Source organism: Spartinivicinus ruber (genome assembly GCF_011009015.1).
Lineage (GTDB): Bacteria > Pseudomonadota > Gammaproteobacteria > Pseudomonadales > Zooshikellaceae > Spartinivicinus > Spartinivicinus ruber.
Genome location: NZ_CP048878.1, coordinates 3,667,995 through 3,691,176 on the forward strand (window position 1 = coordinate 3,667,995; position 23,182 = coordinate 3,691,176).

Annotated in this window: 18 protein-coding genes; 7 read left to right on the forward strand and 11 right to left on the reverse strand. The window is 39.2% G+C overall.

The features are described 5' to 3' along the window. The 5 genes from G4Y78_RS16745 to G4Y78_RS16765 form a co-directional block, all read right to left on the reverse strand. A complete protein-coding gene (locus G4Y78_RS16745) occupies nucleotides 1–4,587 on the reverse strand; it encodes a calcium-binding protein (protein ID WP_163834110.1) in 4,587 nt (1,528 codons plus the stop codon). A 613-nt stretch (nucleotides 4,588–5,200) separates the two neighbouring features. Further along, nucleotides 5,201–5,959 (reverse strand): substrate-binding periplasmic protein, encoded by a 759-nt coding sequence (locus G4Y78_RS16750; RefSeq protein ID WP_163834111.1) that lies wholly within the window; start codon nucleotides 5,957–5,959, stop codon nucleotides 5,201–5,203. 406 nt (nucleotides 5,960–6,365) lie between these two features. Next, the gene (locus G4Y78_RS16755) at nucleotides 6,366–7,430 is read right to left on the reverse strand and encodes an HlyD family secretion protein (RefSeq protein ID WP_163834112.1); all 1,065 of its coding nucleotides are present in this window, start codon (nucleotides 7,428–7,430) and stop codon (nucleotides 6,366–6,368) included. A 20-nt stretch (nucleotides 7,431–7,450) separates the two neighbouring features. Continuing rightward, nucleotides 7,451–8,722, reverse strand: a complete 1,272-nt coding sequence (locus G4Y78_RS16760) for a glycosyltransferase family 2 protein (RefSeq protein WP_222937514.1) — start codon at nucleotides 8,720–8,722, stop codon at nucleotides 7,451–7,453. 73 nt (nucleotides 8,723–8,795) lie between these two features. Next, on the reverse strand, nucleotides 8,796–10,148 hold the full coding sequence (locus tag G4Y78_RS16765; RefSeq protein ID WP_163834114.1) for a TackOD1 domain-containing metal-binding protein: 1,353 nt from the start codon (nucleotides 10,146–10,148) through the stop codon (nucleotides 8,796–8,798). A gap of 224 nt (nucleotides 10,149–10,372) precedes the next feature. On the opposite strand from G4Y78_RS16765, the gene G4Y78_RS30815 reads away from it, so the two are divergent. Continuing rightward, complete coding sequence (locus tag G4Y78_RS30815) at nucleotides 10,373–10,609, forward strand: hypothetical protein (RefSeq protein WP_222937515.1); 237 nt, start codon at nucleotides 10,373–10,375, stop codon at nucleotides 10,607–10,609. A gap of 288 nt (nucleotides 10,610–10,897) precedes the next feature. Here the strand turns inward: G4Y78_RS30815 and G4Y78_RS16770 are convergent, their stop codons facing one another. Then, nucleotides 10,898–12,517, reverse strand: a complete 1,620-nt coding sequence (locus G4Y78_RS16770) for an RICIN domain-containing protein (RefSeq protein ID WP_163834115.1) — start codon at nucleotides 12,515–12,517, stop codon at nucleotides 10,898–10,900. Between the two features lie 800 nt (nucleotides 12,518–13,317). Here G4Y78_RS16770 and aqpZ point away from each other — a divergent pair. Next, nucleotides 13,318–14,007, forward strand: coding sequence for an aquaporin Z (gene aqpZ, locus G4Y78_RS16775; RefSeq protein ID WP_163834116.1), 690 nt, complete (start codon nucleotides 13,318–13,320; stop codon nucleotides 14,005–14,007). A 592-nt stretch (nucleotides 14,008–14,599) separates the two neighbouring features. Here the strand turns inward: aqpZ and G4Y78_RS16780 are convergent. Beyond that, entirely contained in the window at nucleotides 14,600–14,773 is a 174-nt protein-coding gene (locus G4Y78_RS16780) for a hypothetical protein (RefSeq protein ID WP_163834117.1), read from the reverse strand. Nucleotides 14,774–14,964: 191 nt separating this feature from the next. On the opposite strand from G4Y78_RS16780, the gene G4Y78_RS16785 reads away from it, so the two are divergent. The 3 genes from G4Y78_RS16785 to G4Y78_RS16795 all read left to right on the forward strand — a co-directional run bounded on the left by G4Y78_RS16785 (nucleotide 14,965) and on the right by G4Y78_RS16795 (nucleotide 17,682). Further along, nucleotides 14,965–15,552: an elongation factor P hydroxylase gene (locus tag G4Y78_RS16785; RefSeq protein WP_178124465.1), complete on the forward strand. Its 588-nt coding sequence runs from the start codon at nucleotides 14,965–14,967 to the stop codon at nucleotides 15,550–15,552. Nucleotides 15,553–15,741: 189 nt separating this feature from the next. Next, nucleotides 15,742–16,728: a DUF3080 family protein gene (locus G4Y78_RS16790; protein ID WP_163834118.1), complete on the forward strand. Its 987-nt coding sequence runs from the start codon at nucleotides 15,742–15,744 to the stop codon at nucleotides 16,726–16,728. A gap of 258 nt (nucleotides 16,729–16,986) precedes the next feature. Further along, nucleotides 16,987–17,682 (forward strand): hypothetical protein, encoded by a 696-nt coding sequence (locus G4Y78_RS16795; RefSeq protein ID WP_163834119.1) that lies wholly within the window; start codon nucleotides 16,987–16,989, stop codon nucleotides 17,680–17,682. 80 nt (nucleotides 17,683–17,762) lie between these two features. On the opposite strand, the gene tusA is transcribed toward G4Y78_RS16795, so the two are convergent. Together tusA and G4Y78_RS16805 are read right to left on the reverse strand one after the other, a co-directional pair. Next, nucleotides 17,763–17,996, reverse strand: a complete 234-nt coding sequence (tusA, locus tag G4Y78_RS16800; RefSeq protein ID WP_163834120.1) for a sulfurtransferase TusA — start codon at nucleotides 17,994–17,996, stop codon at nucleotides 17,763–17,765. A gap of 78 nt (nucleotides 17,997–18,074) precedes the next feature. Next, a complete protein-coding gene (locus tag G4Y78_RS16805; protein ID WP_163834121.1) occupies nucleotides 18,075–18,992 on the reverse strand; it encodes a hotdog family protein in 918 nt (305 codons plus the stop codon). 187 nt (nucleotides 18,993–19,179) lie between these two features. Here G4Y78_RS16805 and G4Y78_RS16810 point away from each other — a divergent pair, with 187 nt between their 5' ends. Further along, nucleotides 19,180–19,461 carry an antibiotic biosynthesis monooxygenase family protein gene (locus G4Y78_RS16810; protein WP_163834122.1) on the forward strand — a complete coding sequence of 94 codons (282 nt, stop codon included), beginning with the start codon at nucleotides 19,180–19,182 and terminating at the stop codon, nucleotides 19,459–19,461. Nucleotides 19,462–19,509: 48 nt separating this feature from the next. Here the strand turns inward: G4Y78_RS16810 and rlmM are convergent, their stop codons facing one another. Next, nucleotides 19,510–20,568 (reverse strand): 23S rRNA (cytidine(2498)-2'-O)-methyltransferase RlmM, encoded by a 1,059-nt coding sequence (rlmM, locus tag G4Y78_RS16815; protein ID WP_163834123.1) that lies wholly within the window; start codon nucleotides 20,566–20,568, stop codon nucleotides 19,510–19,512. A gap of 110 nt (nucleotides 20,569–20,678) precedes the next feature. Then, nucleotides 20,679–21,341 (reverse strand): alpha/beta family hydrolase, encoded by a 663-nt coding sequence (locus G4Y78_RS16820; RefSeq protein ID WP_163834124.1) that lies wholly within the window; start codon nucleotides 21,339–21,341, stop codon nucleotides 20,679–20,681. Between the two features lie 394 nt (nucleotides 21,342–21,735). On the opposite strand from G4Y78_RS16820, the gene ccoN reads away from it, so the two are divergent. Then, nucleotides 21,736–23,166 (forward strand): cytochrome-c oxidase, cbb3-type subunit I, encoded by a 1,431-nt coding sequence (gene ccoN, locus G4Y78_RS16825; protein ID WP_163834125.1) that lies wholly within the window; start codon nucleotides 21,736–21,738, stop codon nucleotides 23,164–23,166. Nucleotides 23,167–23,182 lie beyond the last annotated feature (16 nt).

Below are 23,182 nucleotides of genomic sequence, written 5' to 3' on the forward strand. Positions count from 1 at the left end.
TTAAGGAGCAGAGGCTAAATCTATTGGTGTAGGCTGAGATTTCACTTGAGGTGCATCAACAGCACTTGTTATCGCAACACTGTCAGGCAGTGCTGCCATTGCTTGAATTAAAGTGTCGCTATTTTCTGCTTGACTTGATAAATGATTTGTTCGAAGTGCTGCTAACTTAGCAAAATCAGCTAAGGTTTCGCTGGCAATAGAAATCTGTTGTCCTTCTATCATCGTACAAAGCTGATATGCCTGGTTACGCTCAGTGTTATAGTAATCAACCAACACTATTGAGAGCACAGGCTCATTAGCTACAGTAGGTTTTTGCTCAGTAATCACTAAGTGCTGTCCCTCTCGGCTATAGAAAGCACCAATCGGTGAAAACGGTAATACAACAGTATCTATTGCGACGTCGCCGGATAGCCGGGTAATAAGCTTAGTTCCTGTAGCGGTCTGATCAATTTTAATCTGGTCTTCTCCTGCACCACCTGATACAGCATCCGTACCAGCATGGGCAATTATAATGGTGTCATTATCATCATCACCATAAATTTTATCATTACCATTACCATCAGTGAGGGTATCAGCGCCTTTACCACCATAGAGATTATCGCCGTTATCACCTGCTAATAAAGTATCTTCACCATCAAGTCCAACCAATGCTCCTGCAAAATTAGCATGGCCTTGTAGGCTATTAGCAGACTCATCACCCACTATAGTGATAAACAGTTCGCCTTGGTCATTGACTCCTAAGCCCCGTTGGATGCCATCTTGAGTAACCAAGTTAAGATGACGGTTCGCTTCATTACCGAAGAACTCTGTTACACGTAACTTGCGCTCAACTTTACCGTTAACTACTGAGAGATCAGGGTGTTGCTTTTTCAGCTCATTTGCCAGTTCCTCCGAGATAGGTAATTTAGTTTCAATTATAAGGTCACTGGATTGATCCCCTGTTCCACGTTGAAAAGAAAGATCTTCCCACTCTGTTGGCGTCACTAAAAAGTCAACTTGCTGGTCAGATGCCGTATTATTAAGGATGACATCACCAACACCAGCGGCCATTACATAGGTATCTTGGCCATTACCACCGATTAAGGTGTCGGCACCACCGTGGCCTGCAAGATAATCATTACCATCACAGCCTGTGATAGTATCCGCATGCAAGGTACCTTCAGCCACTAAGTCATAATTATCGGGCAGGGTGATGCTGTTACCATCAGCAAACTGAATGGCTTTATTGGCTACGTTTAGGGTTATACCGCTATCGGCATTTTTGCGAAGAGGATCGTTTGCTTGTAGATAGGTTGCACTGATGCGAAGCGCTACATCACCTGGCTCACCTTCAAGAATCGCTGGAAGTTTAGGGGTAAGTAAGAAGCCATCTCGGCTAAGAAAAGCGATTTTCTTACCTAGCAGCTTTTTGGGGCTGGGTCCAATCAAGGGATACATCGTTTCAATGGTTAACGTCAGACTTGCATCACTGTCGCCAAGCTCTATCACTAGATGTTTATTCGATAGTCGCCATGCTTGTATTTCACTTAAGTCATAATCTAAATGAACGACAGAGGTTTCTTCTGAGGCGTAATCCAGTGGCGTATCATTAATCGTGGCAAAACCATTACCCCGCTTAACCAGGTATACATCATTTCCTGCCCCACCCTTTGCCTTGGTACCTGCTCGTACTATAAAAATATCATCGCCGCCAAAACCCTTAAGTTCGTCATTTCCACCGCCACCATCAAGAAAGTTAGCTTGAGGAGTACCAGAGACCATATCGTTACTATTTGCTGGAGCAATAGCATTGCTAATGTTTTTAATTCTTATCAAAGCATCACCTGGATGACCATGTGAATATCCAGTCGACCTTACATAGGAATAAGTACCTGTTGTTGAGTCACTTAGGTCGATTAAATAGCCTGAACTGCCCTCCAATGGCTCTTTTGCAATCACCAAGGTGTTATTACCACCCCCGCCATGAAAGGTGTGAACACCTGCTTGTGGAGTAGCCGTAAACAAAAAATTGTCGTTTTTATTACCACCAGTAAAGGTTTTACGGCCATCTCCTGCTATAAAAATGTTTTCACGCTCTTGATAACCTATTGCATCATCCACTCCTGCTCCCAGCTGAAATAACACTGCCTTTTCTTCAGGAGCTGTAGTAGATACCGCTGCCACATCACTGTTCGAAGGGATGCTGCCACTTGAAACGTCTATTGTGTCATTACTGTCTTTAAGGAAGGGAATATAAGGGCCTTCACCAGAAGCGAAGATTTTGGTTTCAACGCCTGAGTAACGTTCAGCGGCTAAACGCTCAGCTTCTGCTCGTGACTGGTCTCGTATCTCCGTTTGCTGGTAAATATACTGAACGCCTTGACTTCGATATCTTTCCATTTCAGCCACTTCCATGGGATTTTTTGGAAAAAAATTTCTGACACTGACTTTTTTAAATACGCTGTAGCCTGTTGTACGTTCAGCATCAACCTCCCCACGAGAATAAACAAACGTGCCCACCCCAGCTTTTGTGAGCTCCGGTTTTTGTAACTGTTCTGTGTATTGATCCTGTAGTGTTTTATCAAAGTGCTTGCGCCCCTGGGCAATCGCCTGCCTTTTTTCAAATTCTTCCGGCACCCCAAAGCCAAAGGCCACGGAAGCACCAATTTTCCAACGATCACCGGTGGAGAGATTTACATATTCATCAATGGCTTCAATAGTGCGGACCGCCGTATAAACTCGGCCACCAATCAATAATACACCTCCTACCGCTAATCCGATTACCCCCGCTGCGGTTAACGCACCTGCTGCGGCAGCAATCCCTAAGGCCACTGCAGTAATCGCACTAGCAACCGCCATCCCTCCCATGACGTAATGGTCTTGGGCTTCTTTGCTGGAAGGTGCGTTGGCCGCCTTTTTAAAGCTGTCGACAGCTGAGTAAATATCAAAGGGTAATGTTAGTACACTGGCTAAAGCCCCTGCTCCCCGAGCTAAGGTTCGGCCTAAAGCACTGGCAAAGCGGCCGGTGGTCGAAACGCTTTGAACACTGGACTGCCAAATACGCTGTCCTAAGGTACGAATTCCTGTTTCAACAGGAATTGAGGCTAATTCGGCAGCTACTGAGCCAATGGCAATGGCACCCTCTCGAGTTTCTCCTTTTTGAAAAGCGTTAATGCTATGGGTAACGCCAGATAAGATAGAAACTGTTTGCATTCCCCCACTGACTTTATTCGTCAAGCTAGTTACAACACTTTGCGGATTGGCACTAGCTGTTGTGCGTAGCTCGGTGATCGTTGCACTGGTTTGCAACTGTTGAAGTAAGTTATGTGCCCGGGTTTGTGTCGCTTCTAACCCTACCTCCCGTAGAAGTGTTGTGACCCCACCACTTTGCCCGCCAAGGGCAGTTAATGCTCGCTTGCCTGTTGCTGCACTGGCATCACTGGCGGTTGTAAAGAATTGAGTTAAAGCATCAGGGTTAAAACGGATCTGTCTTTGGGTATCGGCACTATCCAGCGATAAGCCAGAAGTAATACGCTGTCCATCAATGGTGGCACCTATGTCATAGAGCATCGTTCGGGTAACATCCACTTCGCCGATTTTGATGGGATTGGTAGTGTCCAGTTGTGCTAACTGCTCTCGCACGGTGAGAAAACCGTCTCCACTAATCAAATCTTCCACCTTCTGACCACTGACGAGTGTGCTCACTTCAGCCATTTGTTCAGTATTTATTTGGCGCAAGTTAAATTCTGGAGCGGCTTCAGTGCCAAAGGCGTGATAAAATTTCGCAAACTTTCGGGTTTTAAAATGTTTATTAAGTGCTTTGCTCAGAGAATTTGAACTATTGAAAACAGCAAGTCCAAAGTTAGGATCATAAAAATAAAAAGACCGGTTGTTTCCATCAACCCGAACACCGACCAGCATTGCATGCATTCGAGTATTTAACGTAAATACTGATGTTGTTTCTGCTTCATTGATATTTTCTACAACACCTGATAAGCCAAGATTGCCTAATGAAGTTTCTGCTTGCTTAGCGGTAACGTTAACATGCAAATGGGCTAAGTTTTGCCTCAATGAGATTGATGAAGGTGTTTCTGGATCTGCTGCAGCTACAAAAAGTCTATCCACAAAACCATTAATTGAGTCATTCCCTTTGGCTACTGCAACCGCCATGGCTCGAACCAATGGATAGCATCGACCACTATACTTGTCGCCACCGGCTATTTGAGAAAGAAAAAGATCTTGAGGTACTAATCGAATTGAGTCTCCCCCTGCTTGTTGAAAATCACCAGCAATAATTGCTGATTTATCAAGAACTGCTGAAATAAATTCTTGCTGGCTTTTCGTCTTAATGCGACTAATAAGAGCACCCTGCTGGACAGGTGTTAGCTCGGTTTTAAGAAAAAATGCTTTCATTTCGATGCTGGCTAAGCCACTACGCAGGCCAGGAATATCTATAGATTCGGGATTTTTTAAACCTCTTTGAATACCAGCTGATTCAAGTTTAAGTAAACCAATTTCACGATTACTGTAACGTTCACCTATGGTCGTGCTAGGCTCTGTAGGAGTAGAACGTTTATGGCGTGTAGTCTCCTCATGGTCGTACATCATTTTCATTATCACTTAAAACAGTCAATGGAATGGAAGCGTTATCAGTAAATTGCAGCTATTAACTAATAAGTCAGTACAGTGTGTCAGCTTGTGCAGAAAATACTGTGGATTGTTAGTAGAAATAAACTCTTTGATTGAGTGTCAATAAAAAAACGGCTATACAATAAAGTTAACACTATTTTTAGATATTGATAGAAATCCTATAAGTTAGCTATTAATAATAGTAAACATTGATAAAAGTCAAAAAAAGCATTCGTTAGATATGTGTTAGCTTGATTAAAAAAACTTCTTCAGCTCGACTACTCAGGAGCAAGCTCCCGAGATATCATTCTTTATAATGAAGTTGCTGTATAAACCACAATGAATAATAACCGTTATTATTTGCATTTATCTGTGAATTTTGTACTTTCTCTTGAGAAACGTATTATTATTTGTAGAGCCTTATCTTCAGAAAAGAACAAAGTACATATCAAAAAACTAGATTGATATGTTGTTACATTAAAAGTCATTTATAGAAAATATTACCTATTCGTTGCCCTGAATAGGTGTTCTGAGTAAACACTAGATGAATTCATATCTACTAAAGATATGGCTGCTATTCTTTTCAAAAAAGTTACTTCCCTTGAATAGCAGATATATGTTTATCAACTATTTCTTGATAAACACCATTTTTTATAATTATTCTCAAACCCTCATTGAGGTTTTTAATAAGCTTAGCGCTATTTTTATCTTCTTTTGAACCAAGAAGAACAAATGTATTTTCTCTAATAACTGGCCCTAGTATTTTAAAATCACTTGATTTTAAACCTGCTTTCTTAATTGCTTCCCATCCAGATATAGAGTTGACTGAATACAAATGAGCACGTTTTAGAGTTATGGCTTCAAAACAATTCTCTTCTGTTTTCGGCTGATATAAATTTAATATTTTATTGTCTAGAAATTTTTGAATTGGGGCTTGTGTCCAACCTGATGGTAAGCATACGCTCAACCCCTTAATGTCCTGATCTTTTTTATAATCTATGCTGAAATCTTTACTTACAAAAAATCTTTCTGTTGATTGATAGATGCTATCAGAAATGGAAAATAGCTTTTGGCGTTCTTCAGTCAACATCCATGGGAAAGATCCTGCAATATCTCCTTCTACTAAGCTTTTATAGGCCCTTTTCCAGGGTAGATAGTCTATCTTATACCTGTACTTTGTTTGCTTTAATGCTGTTTCAACTACTTCTACTAACATTCCACCATTTAGCAAACTTTTACCAGTAAAAGGAGCCCAATCTCCAGTAGCTATAACTGTTGGTTGGTCTACTGCTACTAAGTAAGAGCTAAATAGTAACAGTGACAGTAAAGATATTCGAATGTATTGAAGCATATAGGTTCTACTAGATATAAAGCTTTGTAACTAGTATAGCAACTTATGACAGTGGTTTATTGAGCAAACGGGTCTAGGTGTGTAGTAAAATCCAAGTGATTGATTTTCAATGGGTAAACTGACTAGACTCCATAGAAAAGTGAATCAGTTGTAGACATTTACCTCGACAACCATGTATTTGAAAAAACCTTCTATAGACACTTATCAAAGGGCATGGTCATCTTTTAAACCAAGCCTTATAATCAGTTTATACTAACAAAAGTTTTGAGAAGATAATAAAAGGCACCAAATGTGCCTCCTTGGCTAGCATGTGTAGAGTGAAATCTTTTTTAGCTCAGCAAGCTTACCTAAGCGACACAGTTTTTCCTCTATCATCTATCATCTATCATCTATCATCTATCATCTATCATCTATTAAATAGTAAAGGAAATTTAACCCTAACAGGCAGATTTTCAATATAAAGTCCTGGAGGTAATTGCTCTAATAAAGCTATTTCAACTTTCAATACTTGTTTATTATTATCAAATGGGCTAGCTAAAGTTGATCTAAGCCTTGTAGTTAAATTAACCTGGTTACTAACTTCACCTAAAACAGACTTCCCATCAGGCATTAAAATAGTAACTTGTGAGCCTGGTCTAGCTTTTTCTATATACTTGGGATCTAAAAAAGCATGAACGATTGGTTCTTTGCGTTGAGATAACAGTAATAAGGATTGGCCTTCGGTCACCATTACACCTGGCTTGACTAAAATATCAACAACTGACGCTTTCATATTTGCCTGGACTTTTAACATTTCCTGTTGGGCAATGGCTTCCTCAATATGAAGTTCAAGCTCTGCTTTCTTTGCAACGATAGGGCCTGTTTTCAGCTCAATATTCTGTAAATTAATATATTTTTGGTACTTCATGTATGCATTTTGTAATTGAATTCTCGCATTATAATATGACTGAGTTATGGTAGAGGTTTCCTCCAAAGATACCACACCTTTTTTCACGAATTGTTTATACTGTTCAACTAATTTCTGTTGATCTTCAACATTCGCTTTATTTAATTCAATAATTTGTTTTTGTTTACTCAAAATATTATTACTGTTCTCTAGAGTATTTTTATCAAGTAGCTTATATTGTTCTTGTAGTTTTTTTATCCTACTATTGAGTAGTGTATTATTTATTTTTAATAATAACTGTTTGTTAGATACCTTTTCCCCTTTTTTCACATAAATTTCATCAATGATTCCCTTGTATGGGCTTCCTACTTCAATTACTTCTGTTGTTATAATGCCAGGGGCAGTGATTAAAACATCATTACATAGCCATTGCCAAACTGCAAAAACAATTGGACTAATAACTATAAAAAGTATTAGTAACCAGCGAATCTTATATCCACTACGCTTTGCTAACCCATACGCAACCTTTAAACCATGCTCAGAGTCAGGGTTATTTTCTTTTGCTGGAGTAAATCTTATTTTCATTGACTAATTACTACTTTTAACTAAAATCTATTACCACGTTTTAATACCCACCAAGGGGCCATTCCACTTTCTTCATGGCTTCTTCTGAATAGTTCATTGATAATTGAAAAAGCAGTCCAAAATCGCATTAATAAAGAGTACAAAGGAAATATAATAAGAAATATAGCTAGCTTAACATCTTTTTTTTGAGCATCTGAAATCAATATTAAATAAAATACATATAATATAACTGTAATCAAAAGGTATAATAAATATATATTTATAAATATTGAGGCAACTATGATAGAAGAATAGTGAAATGATATATAAAGTGTATATCCTACAATGATTAAGGGCATCATGACATTTTGCATAACACCGTATATGACAGTGTACAAGTAAGTCTTCCAGCCTAACAGGGAGGGAGAGAAAGCATGCTTATGTTTTCTCAAATAAAGAAACATTAAGTCTCCATCCCAACGTAATCTTTGTGATAGTAGTGTTTTTAAATTATGAGGAACATCAGTATGTCCTACTGCCAATGGTTCAAATGGTATTCGTAATTGCGGCCAACGACTCATATATTGTTTAATGCGCACTGTTAAATCAAGATCTTCTGCTGTATGAGTATCCCAACCACCTATTTTTTGTATAAAGCTACGACGAAATGCTCCAAATGCACCACTAATATTGTTAATTAAATTCCATTGAGCAAGCCCGGTTTTTCCTAATTGAATCGATAGCATATACTCTATAGCTTGCATTTTTGTAATAATTGAAGTTTGATAATTTCTTACTTTGAGACCTCCTCCAACAGCAGGAACATTTGGGTCTGAAAAATGTTGAGTGATCCGATATACCATATCATTATCAAATGAGGTATCTCCATCAACATTAATAATAATATCACCTGTCGCTGCTGATAAACCAGCATTTAGAGTAGATACACGTCCCCCTCTTTGCCACTTTGGAATTAATATCAGTTTGCGGAAAGGATAGTTTTTAATTTTTTCTCTAAACTCACTTGCTGCTAACCAAGTTAGTTTATTTGAAGAAGCCCCATCAATTACAGCAATAATTTCAATTTCAGCACTATATACTTGCTCACATAATGATATAAGCGTTTTTTCAATATCCCTGCCTTCACTATAGCAAGTGATTATTACCGATACACGGGGTGAAAAATTGGTTATTATTAAGCTTTTTTTCTGCCTAAACCAAGTGATTGCGCCGAAAATAATTAGCAAATTCAAAGGGATTTCAAATATAAAAAATATTGGTAGAACTGTAACTACTATATTTTTATTTTTCATTATGTATACTAAAAGCTCTACTGATGTTAGTATCACATATTGTAGCGAGTCAAACATGACAAACCTAAACCGTCTATATTAATTTTTCAAAAATTTCACACACTTTATTTTTTATGGAAAGTTCTTTATCTAAGCTCAAAACGCTCACTTTGATATCTAAATATTTACTTTCTTCATCTACGATTGAATCAACAAAAGTGTGAATTCTTTCTAGAACAATTTTTAACAATTCATCAGTTGTGCAAGGTAACAGTATATAATATGTAAGCTCATCTTTTTGAGTAATAATATCCGTTACCCGAAACTGCTTTGCTAATCGATTAATAAATGCTTCTTTGAAACGTAGTTCTTTATTTTTATCAAATTTCTGCAGGTCATCATTATGGCGATCAAATTGCAACTTTACTAAACTAGCAAAAAATAAACCGCGGCTAGCCAACTTTAAAGCCCAGTCTAACTGCCAAGTAAAATGCTTAAATCCAACTACTTCACCTAACTGAGCTGTTTGCTCAGTTAGGTCCTCACTAAAAAGTATTTTCTCAATATTAGACCCTGCAGAGAGTGAGTAAATTGATCTTAATTCTAAGTTTTCTGGTGTATGTTTTCGGTCACATACCATACATTTAGCAACTACTTCACCATCAACAAAGTAGTTTGAGCATTGAGCGCATCTTAAATTTTCGATAGGACGATCATAGTCAGTTCCAATATGCTTTAATTTATGTAAACAATTGGGACATTTAAGTCCACATCTGTTTACAAAATGATCCTGATTATCAACATGGCCACAAATGAAGCAATGAATTGAAACTTCTGTTGATATATCAATACTGTGACACTGAGGACATTGATCAACGTAATTAAGATGAGCATCATCGCAGTTAGGGCACAATCGAAGACGTTCTACAAGTTCTAGTGGTTGAATAACTTTTAATTTACTCAACTCGTCTATTACTTTGTTTTGTGATTGGTTTTCAAAGAAACAATCAAGAATAGGGTATGTAAATAGTGTCGGATGCGATAGATTCCGTTCTGGAGCTATATTCATCCCATTATTGACATATAAGTAAGATGCGAATGAATAAATAGAGCCTTTTTGTTCTCGATTTGGTAATTGTGCTATTCTGTTTACCTTTATATTCAAGCTTTTAATTGCATCATTTAGAGAAGACCAGTGACCATCTATTAATTGCTTAGCACATGGTAAATCACAAATGCTTTCTGATAATAGCAAAGTGTATCGAAATTTTGGTATCTTTCTAATAGAACAAGCATTTTCTATAATATCATTATTGCTTTGAATAATAATGATATCAGTATCTAAAGCATCAGCTAAAAAGTCATTTACACATTGATAGTGATAATATTGTACTTGATCGTTATTTGTAACAATATTACTTCCTATTTGAGCTAAGCGAATATACATAAAACTAACTTTATTACACTTAATAACAAGAGAACTACAATCTAGTCTTGATCAAAGTAAATCGGGATATTATTAACCTTAATACTTCTTAAATTAGAAAAAAGCAGAAAACGGCAATATAGAATCTCGAAGTTTGAAGATTGTAATTTAAACAGACAAACAAAAAAAGTTGTATTCATATCTCATATATAAGGATAAATACTTAACAATTTGATAAAATACCGGTGAATACCTCTCCATCACTAAATGAAATGATTGTTGCTCAAGACGGCTATCATGATAACAGAGATGCCTGGGTGGCTCTTCCCCCACCGCTCCTCTCAGTTACTCTGTCCTTTCGCGCTTATTGTGGAATATTGCAAAATACTCAGCTCAATACCGATAAAATTCTTAGGCGCTTTGAAAAAGTATTGATCATGTCCCCCTACAGTGACGAAGTGACAATATATCTCTGTGGTTAATTATCAGTGGGTTAAGGCACTTTTAGTATTGAGTTGGGATATACCCATAGGACCAATGACATTTAAATTAAATGAACCCCTTCAAGATATTAAAAACCTTGCAGTTTCTAGATGCTAGCTGAAGGGGTGGAATACACAGCTTCCACCTTATACCACAAGATAGGCTTGTGCAGCAAAACCCAGGTGATTGATTTACATAATGAAAACTGGTTAACTATCATACAATAAGCTAACCAGTTTTTTGCAAAAGGGCCACTCTTTGAATGGCCCTTTAATTTCAGGTTTAGTCTACTGTTTGCACTGCGGCTTTCGGTGCATCACTTCAGTGAACGCTTCAAAAAGATCTTTACCTGTTGGGTTGGTAAATAAAGAGTGAGTATTTAGTATTGATAACCCATAGCTACGGTATTTTGACCAGGTTTCAGGCATAGCCTTCTCATTGGTAACATGATGAATAACCAAATTATCGTATGCTTTTAAAGCTCCGTTAATTTTATTTTGGCCATTTGTTCCATGAGCTTTTAATGCTAAAAGATATTTTTTAACATCATGTACATTTCTATCATCATGATGCCTCTCTGGCACTAAATCACCTTGAATGCCTTTTAAACTACATACAAATTGATCTACTTTACTTGAGTCAAACAAACTTTTCGATTGCTGAGTGGTGATAGTATGCTTACCCCTTTTGTTATAGTAAGGATAAGTGTATTTTTCGACTTTATTTAGTCGATTAACAGCTATCTCCCTTACACTTAATTCACTATTAAATGCTTCAGGGTAGTATTTTTCAGGGATACTATGAGCTTCAGACACAAATTTACCAGAGCTAGTCAATCCTCCTGATAGAAACTCGGAAGCAAGTATGTAATCAGCATAAGGTGCAAAGTTACTTATATTAGCCCAAAAACCTTCATTACATAGGGTGGCTATATCAAGCATAGCTAGCTTTTGACCTGAAACTGTTTTTATATAAGTAAGAAGCTCTCTCGCATCTTCTGGAAATAATCTACTTTCAAACAGGCTTCCTTTATTAGGGCCTCCGTGACCGTGAACCATTAAACTAAAACGTAGATTTTTATTAGGATAAGCACGTTTTTCTTTCTGTACAATTGTACCTACATATTCTTTGAAAAAGGCTAACAGTTGTTTACTGTGCTGTTTAGCTTGTGCTTCTCCTCTAATATCGTGTATATGAGATATTGAGGCTCGAGTCATAAGGTTGCTTGGGTCTAACGAACGGTTAGGCTGATATTTTTCATCATTTCCTAAATCATAGCCTTCAACCTGATCTAAATATACGACAGCATTATAAAGCTTAAAATTACCCTTTTCGCGAATTTTGCTTTGACCTTCCCAGCCTCGATTATTGTATTCTCCCCATATATTGACAGAAAGCATGATGTTGCGTACGTCATCAGTTGGTATAGGTTTCTTAGGTTTTGTTGTGGTTGTTGGCTTCTCTGACTTAACCCACTCCCATTGTTGATTTGGTCCTCCATGAAACTGCCATGCTCCGATTAGCTGACGATCAGCATAATAATCAAGCACCATGTAAGGGTTACTTTGGTTGTGTATGCTGTTCCCTGACCAACTCCAACGTTGGTAAATTTCATTGTTACACCGCGCAATGTAAGCGGTTTTGTTGTAGGTAACATGACGCCCTACTTCTAAGCATTTATCAGGTGCATTCTTAGGATGAAGCCGCCCTAAACTATCCATGAGCCACTGCTGATTAGCCCTACCATGACAGCTAAATGGAGTGACAGGAGTCTTATCCGCTACCCCAGCGTTAAAGACATCAAGACAAAGTCCGCTGCCAGACTTCAGTGGCTGATATTCTTCAGCATTTACGGCTGAAATCGATAAACCAAGTATGGTAAGAGAGAGTAGATAGCGAGCTTTCATCGTTGAGTCCTTGCCTTAAATTAATTGTTTGAATAAATTTGAGTGAGCGAATTTTATACAGACCTTAAAGGCAAGAATGTGAACAAGATTCATTAGGCGATAATTTAAAACAACACTGATTAAAAAAATGAACTCATACACTTGTTATTCTGATAGCATTATTTCGAAATGCTATATAGAAATAGTCTTAGGTAAAATATTTATTTTTAAATTTTAACTGATCTCATAATTATTTTTCTAACATTAAAAATATTTAGCATATAAATTCTCTAGATTAATCAATACCATTAAATTCGAGTCAAAGTAATTTATAAAAATGATAATATGCAAATCATATCCGTTACCACCATGCAACAAGACTTTATTTCAGTGAGACATGCAAATTCAAACAAATAGTGAAGCTCTTTATAATACAAAACGACCAATTAAAAACTAACCGTAACTTGAAGCAAATAAATCAATGAATTACGACAGGAATTTTCCACATTTTTTTATTACTTATACCATAAAATAGTAAAAATCATCTTTGGTTAAATTTATCGTTATGGAGAAGCACTTGAAGCTAATTTATGAAAAGCATGAGAAAGAGAGTAGGTAAAAAAATGAATAAGTGTGATCTAATCGCATTAAATATAGAGTTTTAACATGCACTTTTTGCTGTCACATATAAAAAAAATATTTATACTTCCCCATGCACAAAATATATAAATGTTAAATTAAGTGTCAATTAATTTAACTATTCTAGCAGATATAGCTAAATATCTGTAGAAATCATAAATAGCGGCACAAAGGAAATTTGTATGAATAAGTATGTTGCTGAGTCTTTTGGAACATTCTGGTTAGTTTTTGGTGGCTGTGGGAGTGCTGTTTTAGCTGCAACATTTCCAAGTGTTGGTATTGGTTGGGTTGGTGTTTCTCTTGCGTTTGGCTTGACAGTACTGACTATGGCCTATGCAATTGGTCATATTTCAGGTTGTCATCTCAATCCAGCAGTTTCCATCGGGCTATGGGTGGGAGGTCGTTTCCCTGCAAATCAACTACTGCCTTATATAATTGCTCAAATATTGGGAGCTACTGTTGCTGGAGGTGTTTTATACCTAATTGCCAGTGGCCAAGCCAGTTTTGATGTCTCAGCAGGCTTTGCATCTAATGGGTATGCAGAGCATTCACCAGGTGGTTATTCAATAATTTCAGCTTTAATTACTGAGGTTGTAATGACCATGATGTTTTTGCTCGTTATACTTGGCTCAACTGATAAACGGGCACCGCAAGGGATGGCTCCAATTGCTATTGGCCTTTGCCTTACTTTAATACACTTAATTAGTATTCCTGTAACCAATACATCTGTAAATCCTGCTCGTAGTACAGGGGTTGCATTATTTGTTGGTGATTGGGCTATCGCTCAACTGTGGCTGTTTTGGTTAGCACCTATCATTGGGGCTTGCCTTGGTGCAGTTGTTTACAAGTTTATTGGTCGAACAAAAGATTAGAAAATAAAGAATATTTATGATGTGTAGTACAAACCTAAGTGATTTATTTTTTTAGGATAAACCTGTTAATTTTTATATAAAAATTAACAGGTTTGGGGGTACCCCCTCAGCAAACACACAAATTTCAAAAAATTTTTTGCAAAACACTAGCACAGGGACACCATTTATACTTACTATTATTGGCTTTTGGTTTAACTGTATCTTGATGTCACATCTCTATGGGTAACCAGAACACTTAGCTGACTGCTCAGTATTGAATAAGGGAGTTGATTTTTTAAAATATTCTCCAAGCTTTTTACAGATTTTTGAGATAATATGTCGACTTTTATCTAATGCACAACACATTAACTGTAGCCAAAACTTACTCTTCGGGAACTAGCATTATAAGCATCATACAACAAAATATTTGCTAGAAATAGCAACGGAGTATTTACTTTAATTTTTAGTAATTTAACAAACCCATCAAATAAGCAGCTTATAATAAAAATCCCCAAGAAAAAGTTGCTTACAATATGGATTATTTCATTAAACCCAATAAAATTCTTAGTTCTTCAGTTGACAAGCCTATCTCAATTAAACAATACATATTTTGTTACACTTCCTCCAGGTATTCCAACAAATTATACCCTATAATACCGCTGATTAAACTGGGAAAAACCCCATCCACTCCTTCACGATATACTAAGATAAAAGCAAGCAAAATAAGCCCTAGCGCAAAATAAAATAAGATCAAATAGTACATAGCTTTTGCTGTCTGCTTGCTCATTTCAACAGCCTTTAAGTTAAATTTCAGACAACTATAGTACACTCCCAGGTAATATCGACACACTTACTACTTTTATTGAGGCAATTTTGAAATAGCCAGCTCATTAACCATTTCTACCAGTATTAAGTGATTGTGTTATAATTCCCGGCCATTTTACTATTGCGACTAGACCAATCTTTGCAATGACCATCATGAATAACTGTATTGAACAACCTGTAACCAGCGACAACTCTAGTGTGATTCAACATCGTTGTGATGATTTAATCAGGCTATTTAATCAATGCTTTCAACAGAGTGAAAATACCATTTTAATAAAGGGTGATGATGAACCACTTTATCAGCCGCAAAGTAAAGATAGCCACCAACACCAAGTTATCTTTGCCCACGGTTTCTTTTCCAGTGCCCTTCATGAAATTGCCCACTGGTGTATTGCAGGCCCCAAACGTCGTTTATTAGTGGATTATGGTTATTGGTATCAGCCAGATGGTCGTAGTCAACAACAACAAAAAGCCTTTGAACAAGTGGAGAGTAAGCCCCAAGCATTGGAATGGATTTTTTCAAAAGCGGCTGGTATTCGGTTTTTCATTAGTGCCGATAACCTTTCTGGCCCAACCATAGATACCACTTCATTTAAGCAGGCAATATACCAGGAAACCCTTAAGTATTTAAACAATGGTTTACCCAGTAGAGCCCTATTATTTACCCAACAATTATTGGATTATTATCAACCAGAACTGAATCTCAATCGCCATCAGTTTTCTCTGACCGAGTTAATTTAAACCTGTTGATTAAGTAGTTGCGTTAATGTGAGTGACAGTGTCTACTTTGGAATTATAGTTTAGCCGATACAACAACAAAATATGGCGCAACAGACCTTAAACAGGTTCTATCGATTATTATTAGCCAGCGGGTTATTGCTCATCATATTAAGCCTATCCAGCTGTAACCAATCATCAAGCACCAACGCTATGATGGACAATTACCTCAGTCGCGTTGCCCGGACCTTAGACATAGATGATGAGCCACTCAATCTAAAGCCCCTGAAACTCAACCTAGATAAGCGAATATTACGACTTGCATTACCTGAAGTTCGGCTGGACCTATTTGATGTATTAGCCATTACTCATTGTCAACTACTCACCCAAAAACTCGCCGAGCGCAACAGCGCTTTAGGTAAGGTATTAGTCGAAAATCATCGCTTTTTATTTGAAATTGCACTGCTTGATGCACTTGACCACTGTTTACAACACCCCGAAACCCAAACCGACAGCCAATTAGTCAAGCAACTTCAGGGTTGGCAACAAAAAAAAACTGCAGCACTTCCTGCGACCCTATGGAACAGCATTTTCGCCACTGATGAGATGCTACTTTCCTTGAGTTTCAGCACCCCACCTTTGTCGCCAGATAAAAGTCGTTCAGAAGCAACTATCTCAGCGTTAGCATTTTTTACAGCACAAGCGAAGCAATTACCTGATAAAACGGCTCAATTAGCCTCCCAAGCTGATTGGGATCAACATTTTAAACAGCTGTATCAGCGTCGTTATCTAGGTGAACTCAACCAGGCGAACCTGCTAGCCATTACCACGTTAACAACGGTGAGCCACTGGCTAGAACAACAAAATCACCACTCGCTTTGCCCACAAGGCAAACCAACCCCCCGAGCCAAAATTTTAAACACCGTTTTCATTAAATTTTACATTGGCGAAATTCAGCCCTACCTGGCGCATCTCAACCAATTGCAAATTGAGTGGCAACAAGCCATGCAACGATTATTGCAACAGCTCTCAGCCCAATCAAACAACCCGGTTTGGCTTCGATTTAAACACCAGTTGATTGGCCAGCCTAATCAACCAGCGATACAACTTAATACTTTTGAACAAGCGACAAAACGTCATGCTAGAGCCTGGCAGCAACTATTGCGGCAATGCCAACTTATGCCCCAGCTAAGTGATTGAAACTTTGATTGCTTTTTAATGATCCAAAATGTAACGTAATTATTACTATTAGAAGTTAGGCTTAAATCTAGCCGATAACTTAACTGGTATTGTCTTTGCTTACAGTACCAGTGGCGCAACTCACTGCAATTTGCTAGGGCAGTCAGTCACTAACTATACTGAAACTGTAGTAGCAAAGCCTGAGTGATGTTGTAGCCAACCTGCAGGGATGCGGTATTAGGCCGGTCAATCACTCTTTGCAGCAGGATGAGGTCTTCTATGCGTACCTTCCAAGCCAAAAAGCCCAGCGAAAATGTCATCGATATCTTCACCCGCCAGCCTGTCGCTAGTCAGGATTCCCGAAAACTCATTCGTCTTGCGCCTGAGTTAGATGGTCTTGAAATGCTTTATAGCAATGACTCCAATCCCAATAAACTGTTCAGCATGAAAATTCTCTGCTGGGCATTGCGGGCCAATGGAGAAGTGGTCGCGATGGTTCCCTGGTTGAATGATATTGTCAGCTGCGATGAATTGAACGACCCACTCAATGGTCATTGGGAGGGATATTATGACGCAGGGATTGATGAAATATTTTTTGAAGCGCCTCTACATAAAATTGTTGAGCTGGAAAGTTCAGCGGAATATTACGAAGCATCTTTTGAAAAACCCGATGATGTGGTGCATGAAATTCCTGATAGTATCGGCACCCATGCAATTATCACTTACAATAACTTTGCCAGTTTTTCCCTAGTGGAAGTGGTAAGTTGGCGCCTTTTACACAATGGGCGTATTCAAGCCATGTTAATTGATGATAATAAAGTGGAATCTACCCCCGTTCTACCAGGTGATCCTTGCTTGTTTGCTGCACAAAACCACCCTGGTTTTAAATATTTTTTCCATCATCGCATTGCCAATAAAATTAAATCCAACGATCCTGAAGCAATGGCTGCTTTTTCATTATTAGTAGACACTTAGTGGCGTATACGGAAAATAAAAAAGAAATAAGTAAGTCTAAATGGCTATTCAAATAACATCAAAAAAGGCTAAATAATTATTTAGCCTTTTTTAATATAATAATAATATTTTTGTTCCCGCTCGTCCTGAGCAACTAAATCATGATTTAAAAATGCACAAAACTTTGGAATATCACGAGTAGTTGAAGGATCTGTTGCCACTACTTCCAGCACCTCTCCTGCATTAATATCACGGATTTTATTATGCAATAACATCACTGGCTCAGGACAACAAAGCCCAGAGGTATCTAACTGAAAGTCGGCTTTTATGGCCATTCCATCTCCCTGTGTTGGTCTTCAATGGTTGGCCCATAGTGTAACAATAATTTAGCTTAGGAACACCCGATATATAATTTAACAAACCTCAACCTTGGCATTCACCACAGGTGCTTGTTGGGTTGGTGTCATCAATTGCAAGTGATAGCCTTTAGGATTTTGCAGTCCAACCAAGTCCACTTTACTACCATTATAAACAGGGCCACCAAACTCTGCTTCCAAGGTAAACGGCTGGGGAGGTAAGGGAAAGTGGGCAAGTGCTGCTGCCAATAGCCATAACTCTTGAGCAACATCCCGTCGATACCCCAGCAATCGAGCAAATAGTGAAGACACATAGAGCGGATGATAATCCCCTGAAATGCGGGCAAACTGCCGCCCCATATCAGCAGGCACATACCAATAACCAATTTTCAGCAACTGGGCATTCTGGTAACACTGCCGTTGCCGAAAAGTTTCAGTATGCTTTTGCCGACCCAAGCAAACATAACCTATTTCTGCCTGCCAAATGGTTTCATAGTTAGCTATTGCACTCACTAACAAGGTGACTTGGCAACCGAGGGAAGAAGGCTCAACTGATATTAAAAAAAACTGGAAATCGATCGCAGTCTGTTTATTTAGATGTTTCTTTGCTAATACCTTTACCCGCGTTAAACGAGTGAAGAGTAACGATAAAGGTAAGTTATCCCCTTGCAGTAACTGCATCTGAATTGGGGCAGTTAGAGATAGCCAATACAAAGGCGGAATTTCATGGCTATACCACCCCCTATCACCGAGAAAAGCAACATCAGTCACTAGGTTGACCCCACAAATTTCGGCGTAAGCAGCTAAATTTTGTTGGTCAAGCGGGATATTCATCCAACTAGCACGTAACCCTGGGATATTCGCCTCATGATCATCCGGAAGCCAATGTTGCCAATGTAATTTTGCATATGTCCAAGGATATAGAGGTTCAGGAGATGATGAAGCAATATTGATAGATCGCTGGTACTGCGGCATTAGCGCTAACTCAAAGTACTGCAAAAATAATGTGTCTTACTTTACAATTAGCACAGCTTTTAACTAATTACCAACAACCTGCCTTATTTATGCAATAATTCTTTAAGTAGTTGTTACATTTAAATACTACACTGGCTTTAGAAATACCGCTAAGTGCAAAACCAAAAGATTAAAAAAGATATTCTCTATGATCAAAGTTATCATTGAACGAGTAGTAGACAGTGACCTGACCAGCCACTACGAAAATTTCGTAAAACAAACCTTTCAGGAAGTCGTACAGGCACCTGGATTTATTGGTTGTGAAACATTAAAAAACCTACAGCAGCCTAATCACCGTGTCATTATTACCCAATGGGACAATGTGCAATCCTGGCAAAATTGGCAGAAATCAGAAAAACGCCAAGCATTAGTGGCCAACATCCAGCCTATGCTACTTCATGAAGAAAAAGTCGTAATCCTAAGCGACTAAAGCTGTACCCTGCACATAAAAGGTAAATCTTTAGCCATGTTGAAAAGTTTAAGGGCCTATATATACAGTCACTTCTTCTCGGTCATGATACAACTGCCGTATTTGAATCTGATAGCTTAAATTAGCCTGTTGTAGTGCATCCATTAAGGCCGCTTTTGCTTGTACCACTGCTTGCCAACGTTGCTTCATAGGTAGTTTCAAATTAAAGATAGTGGCTTTACACCAACCTTGGGTGAGCCAGCGAGAAACCATAGCGGTCACTCGTGCTGGTTTATCCACAATGTCACACACCAGCCAATCGACAGCCTGTTTTGGCTGATAAGTGAAGCCATCGGCTCGAACATGCTCTACCAAACCAGTAGCCATAATATCTTCAGCCATTGGACCATTATCTACTGCATAGACTTTAATCCCCCGGCGAACCAATTGCCAGGTCCACCCGCCAGGCGCTGCGCCTAAGTCAACGGCTGTCATTTCTGGGGCCAGTTGCTGATCCCACTGTGGTTTTGGAATAAAAGTATGCCAAGCTTCTTCTAATTTAAGGGTAGCCCGGCTGGGTGCTTGCTTAGGCAACCGTAAACGCGGAATCCCCATGGTCCAGGGGCTATGATTATTAGCTGGAGAGATTCCCACTAACACACTAGTTCCCGAGATAAAGAAAACATGTAAAGTCGGCTTTTGGCTGTTTTCTTTGTTAGTTAGGCATCCAGCTTTTTTCAACGCTTGAATTAACGGCGCAGAAATTTTACGAGTCAGTGACTGCACTGACTTACCTTCATTAGTATCAGGGGTTTCGATTTGGACAGTACCACACAAAGGCAGTTGTTTAACTGCATCAACAATTGGGGTAATCCGATCAGTCACTGGTAACTGATTCAGCAATGGCAAGCAAGCCACCCATTGCCTTGCAAAAATCCATTGGTTAAACGGTTGCTGCTGTAATGGCAAGGCACCATCTTGTTGATACAAGTTAAGTAATACCCAACCCTGCCTTGGTTTCGCTTTCACAAAACCTGCTAAACCAACTGCTTCCGCTTTGGCCATGGCTTCTGCAGCGCATTCATTTTCAAAGCCTGAGCGGCAATACAGTAACAATTGATTAAGCATGGTTGATCAGTTCATTAATTAGATTAGAAAAAAGCTGCCGAGTGTACTGATTATGAAGTATTACGCAAGAGGCTTTAGCTTTACCACCAACACCCGTTACCCCATATCCACTAGCTTTTAACTCTCTTCAATTGCTGTCGAATAAAATGACTGGTTACTTCTGCTGCAGTGGCGATATATTGAGTTTGCGTAAAGCCAGACGCTTTACGGGGCTTAAAGTCATGGTCGCCATCCTCCAGCCACTCTAACTGAAGCTTACTAAAGTGAGGTAGCTCTGCCACTTGCTCGGCATTACCTAAAGGATCACGGGTACCTTGAATAATCAGCGCCGATTTTTGCAGGGCCTGTAATGGTTCGATACGAGGCTGCTGGTTTTTCCCTCTGCCATAAAAAGGGTAACCAAACCCAATAGCAGCCACAGCCTGATCAAGCTGATTAAGTACCCTCATCGCCATCCGCCCCCCCATGGACTTCCCCGCTAAAAAGCACGGCAGTTGTTGCTGTTGAGCTAATTCAGAGGTCACTGTTTGCCAGTGTGTTATTAACCGCTCCGTTCGATCCGGTGGTCGCCGCTTGCCATCAAGTGTTGTCTTTTGCATATACGGAAATTCAAACCTAGCCACTAGTATCTGTTGCATTTCCAGCTCTGCTGCTAATCCCTGCATAAATTCACTACCCATGCCTGCTCCTGCACCATGAGCTAAAATACACAAGGCTATTGGTGAGTCAGGCTGGTTAAAAATCACTTCGCCACAGGAAAAACGTTGTTTCATTTGCTTTACTTCCAAATAAGACTTGTCTTAAGGCAGCTTACAGTTTTATCCGACAATAGCTGTCTTGATTTAAGTCAAATTTACTCGCTGATTACAGTAATTGAAACCCTAACTAAGGGCATTGCATGTTGACAGCTAATATGGCATGCACGTATCCTCGCGGCACGCTGCCTATGTTCTACATAAGCAGCACATTTAATAATCAGCCACTAAACTATATACACAGTATTAGCCTGGTATTAGGTCGGTGTTGTATGGGTTGTCTGACCAGCTTGTTATGGCCAACACTTTTTCTTAGGTTTACTTGCTTTATTGCAAGTGGGCTAAGTCATACTTCCTACCGCCTCAGTGGTATTTCCACCCCTACTCCGCGTTTAGTGATGGAACCTGTAACATGAGCTCAGCAACAAACAACTCAGAGTATAATTATAAGGTGGTACGCCAGTTTGCCATCATGACGGTGGTTTGGGGCATCGTCGGGATGGGCATTGGTGTATTAATCGCCGCCCAACTCGTCTTCCCTGAACTAAATTTAAATACACCGTGGTTTAGTTTTGGTCGCTTGCGTCCATTACATACCAATGCCGTCATTTTTGCTTTTGGTGGCTGCGCCTTATTTGCAACTTCTTATTATGTAGTGCAAAGAACCTGTCAGGCTCGGTTGATATCTGATGGTTTGGCTGCTTTTACCTTTTGGGGCTGGCAGGCCATTATTGTCGCCGCAGCTATCACCCTGCCACTAGGTATTACTACCTCTAAAGAGTATGCCGAACTAGAATGGCCTATTGATATTGCCATTACTGTCGTATGGGTCACTTATGCGATCGTCTTTTTTGGCACCATCATGAAGCGTAAAGCCAAGCATATTTATGTAGCCAATTGGTTCTATGGAGGCTTTATTCTAACAGTCGCTGTACTTCATGTGGTTAACAGCATGGAAGTACCGGTTAATTTATTTAAATCTTATTCTGCCTACGCTGGTGCACAAGATGCGATGATCCAGTGGTGGTATGGCCATAATGCAGTTGGTTTTTTCTTAACTGCTGGCTTTCTGGGCATGATGTATTACTTCGTACCCAAACAAGCTGGCCGTCCAGTTTATTCTTATCGCTTGTCTGTTGTACATTTCTGGGCACTTATTTCCCTTTACATCTGGGCCGGCCCTCACCACTTACATTACACCGCACTACCTGACTGGGCACAAAGTTTAGGTATGATCATGTCACTCATCCTGTTAGCACCTTCCTGGGGTGGAATGATCAACGGTATGATGACGCTATCAGGTGCATGGGACAAACTGCGTACTGATCCAGTCCTTCGCTTCTTGGTAGTTTCTTTGTCTTTCTATGGGATGTCTACATTTGAAGGTCCCATGATGTCAATCAAAACCGTGAATGCCTTATCCCACTACACTGACTGGACAATTGGCCACGTACACTCTGGTGCTTTGGGCTGGGTAGCCATGATTTCTATTGGTGCTGTCTATCACTTGATTCCAAAGCTTTGGGGCAAAGCTCAAATGTATAGTGTTGAACTGATCAATGGCCACTTCTGGTTAGCCACAATTGGTACTGTACTTTATATCGCTTCTATGTGGGTGAACGGCATTTCTCAAGGACTTATGTGGCGCGCTGCTAACCAGACTGATGGCACCCTGGCCTTCAGCTTTGTTGAATCTGTAGAAAACAGTGAAATTGGCTATATAGTTCGAGCAATTGGTGGTGCATTCTTCCTCGCAGGCATGTTCCTGATGGCATACAACACTTGGAAAACAGTTGCTGATGCTAACCCTGCCAAAGCAAAAGCTGCAGCACAAATGGCTTAAGTAGAGGAGCACCAGA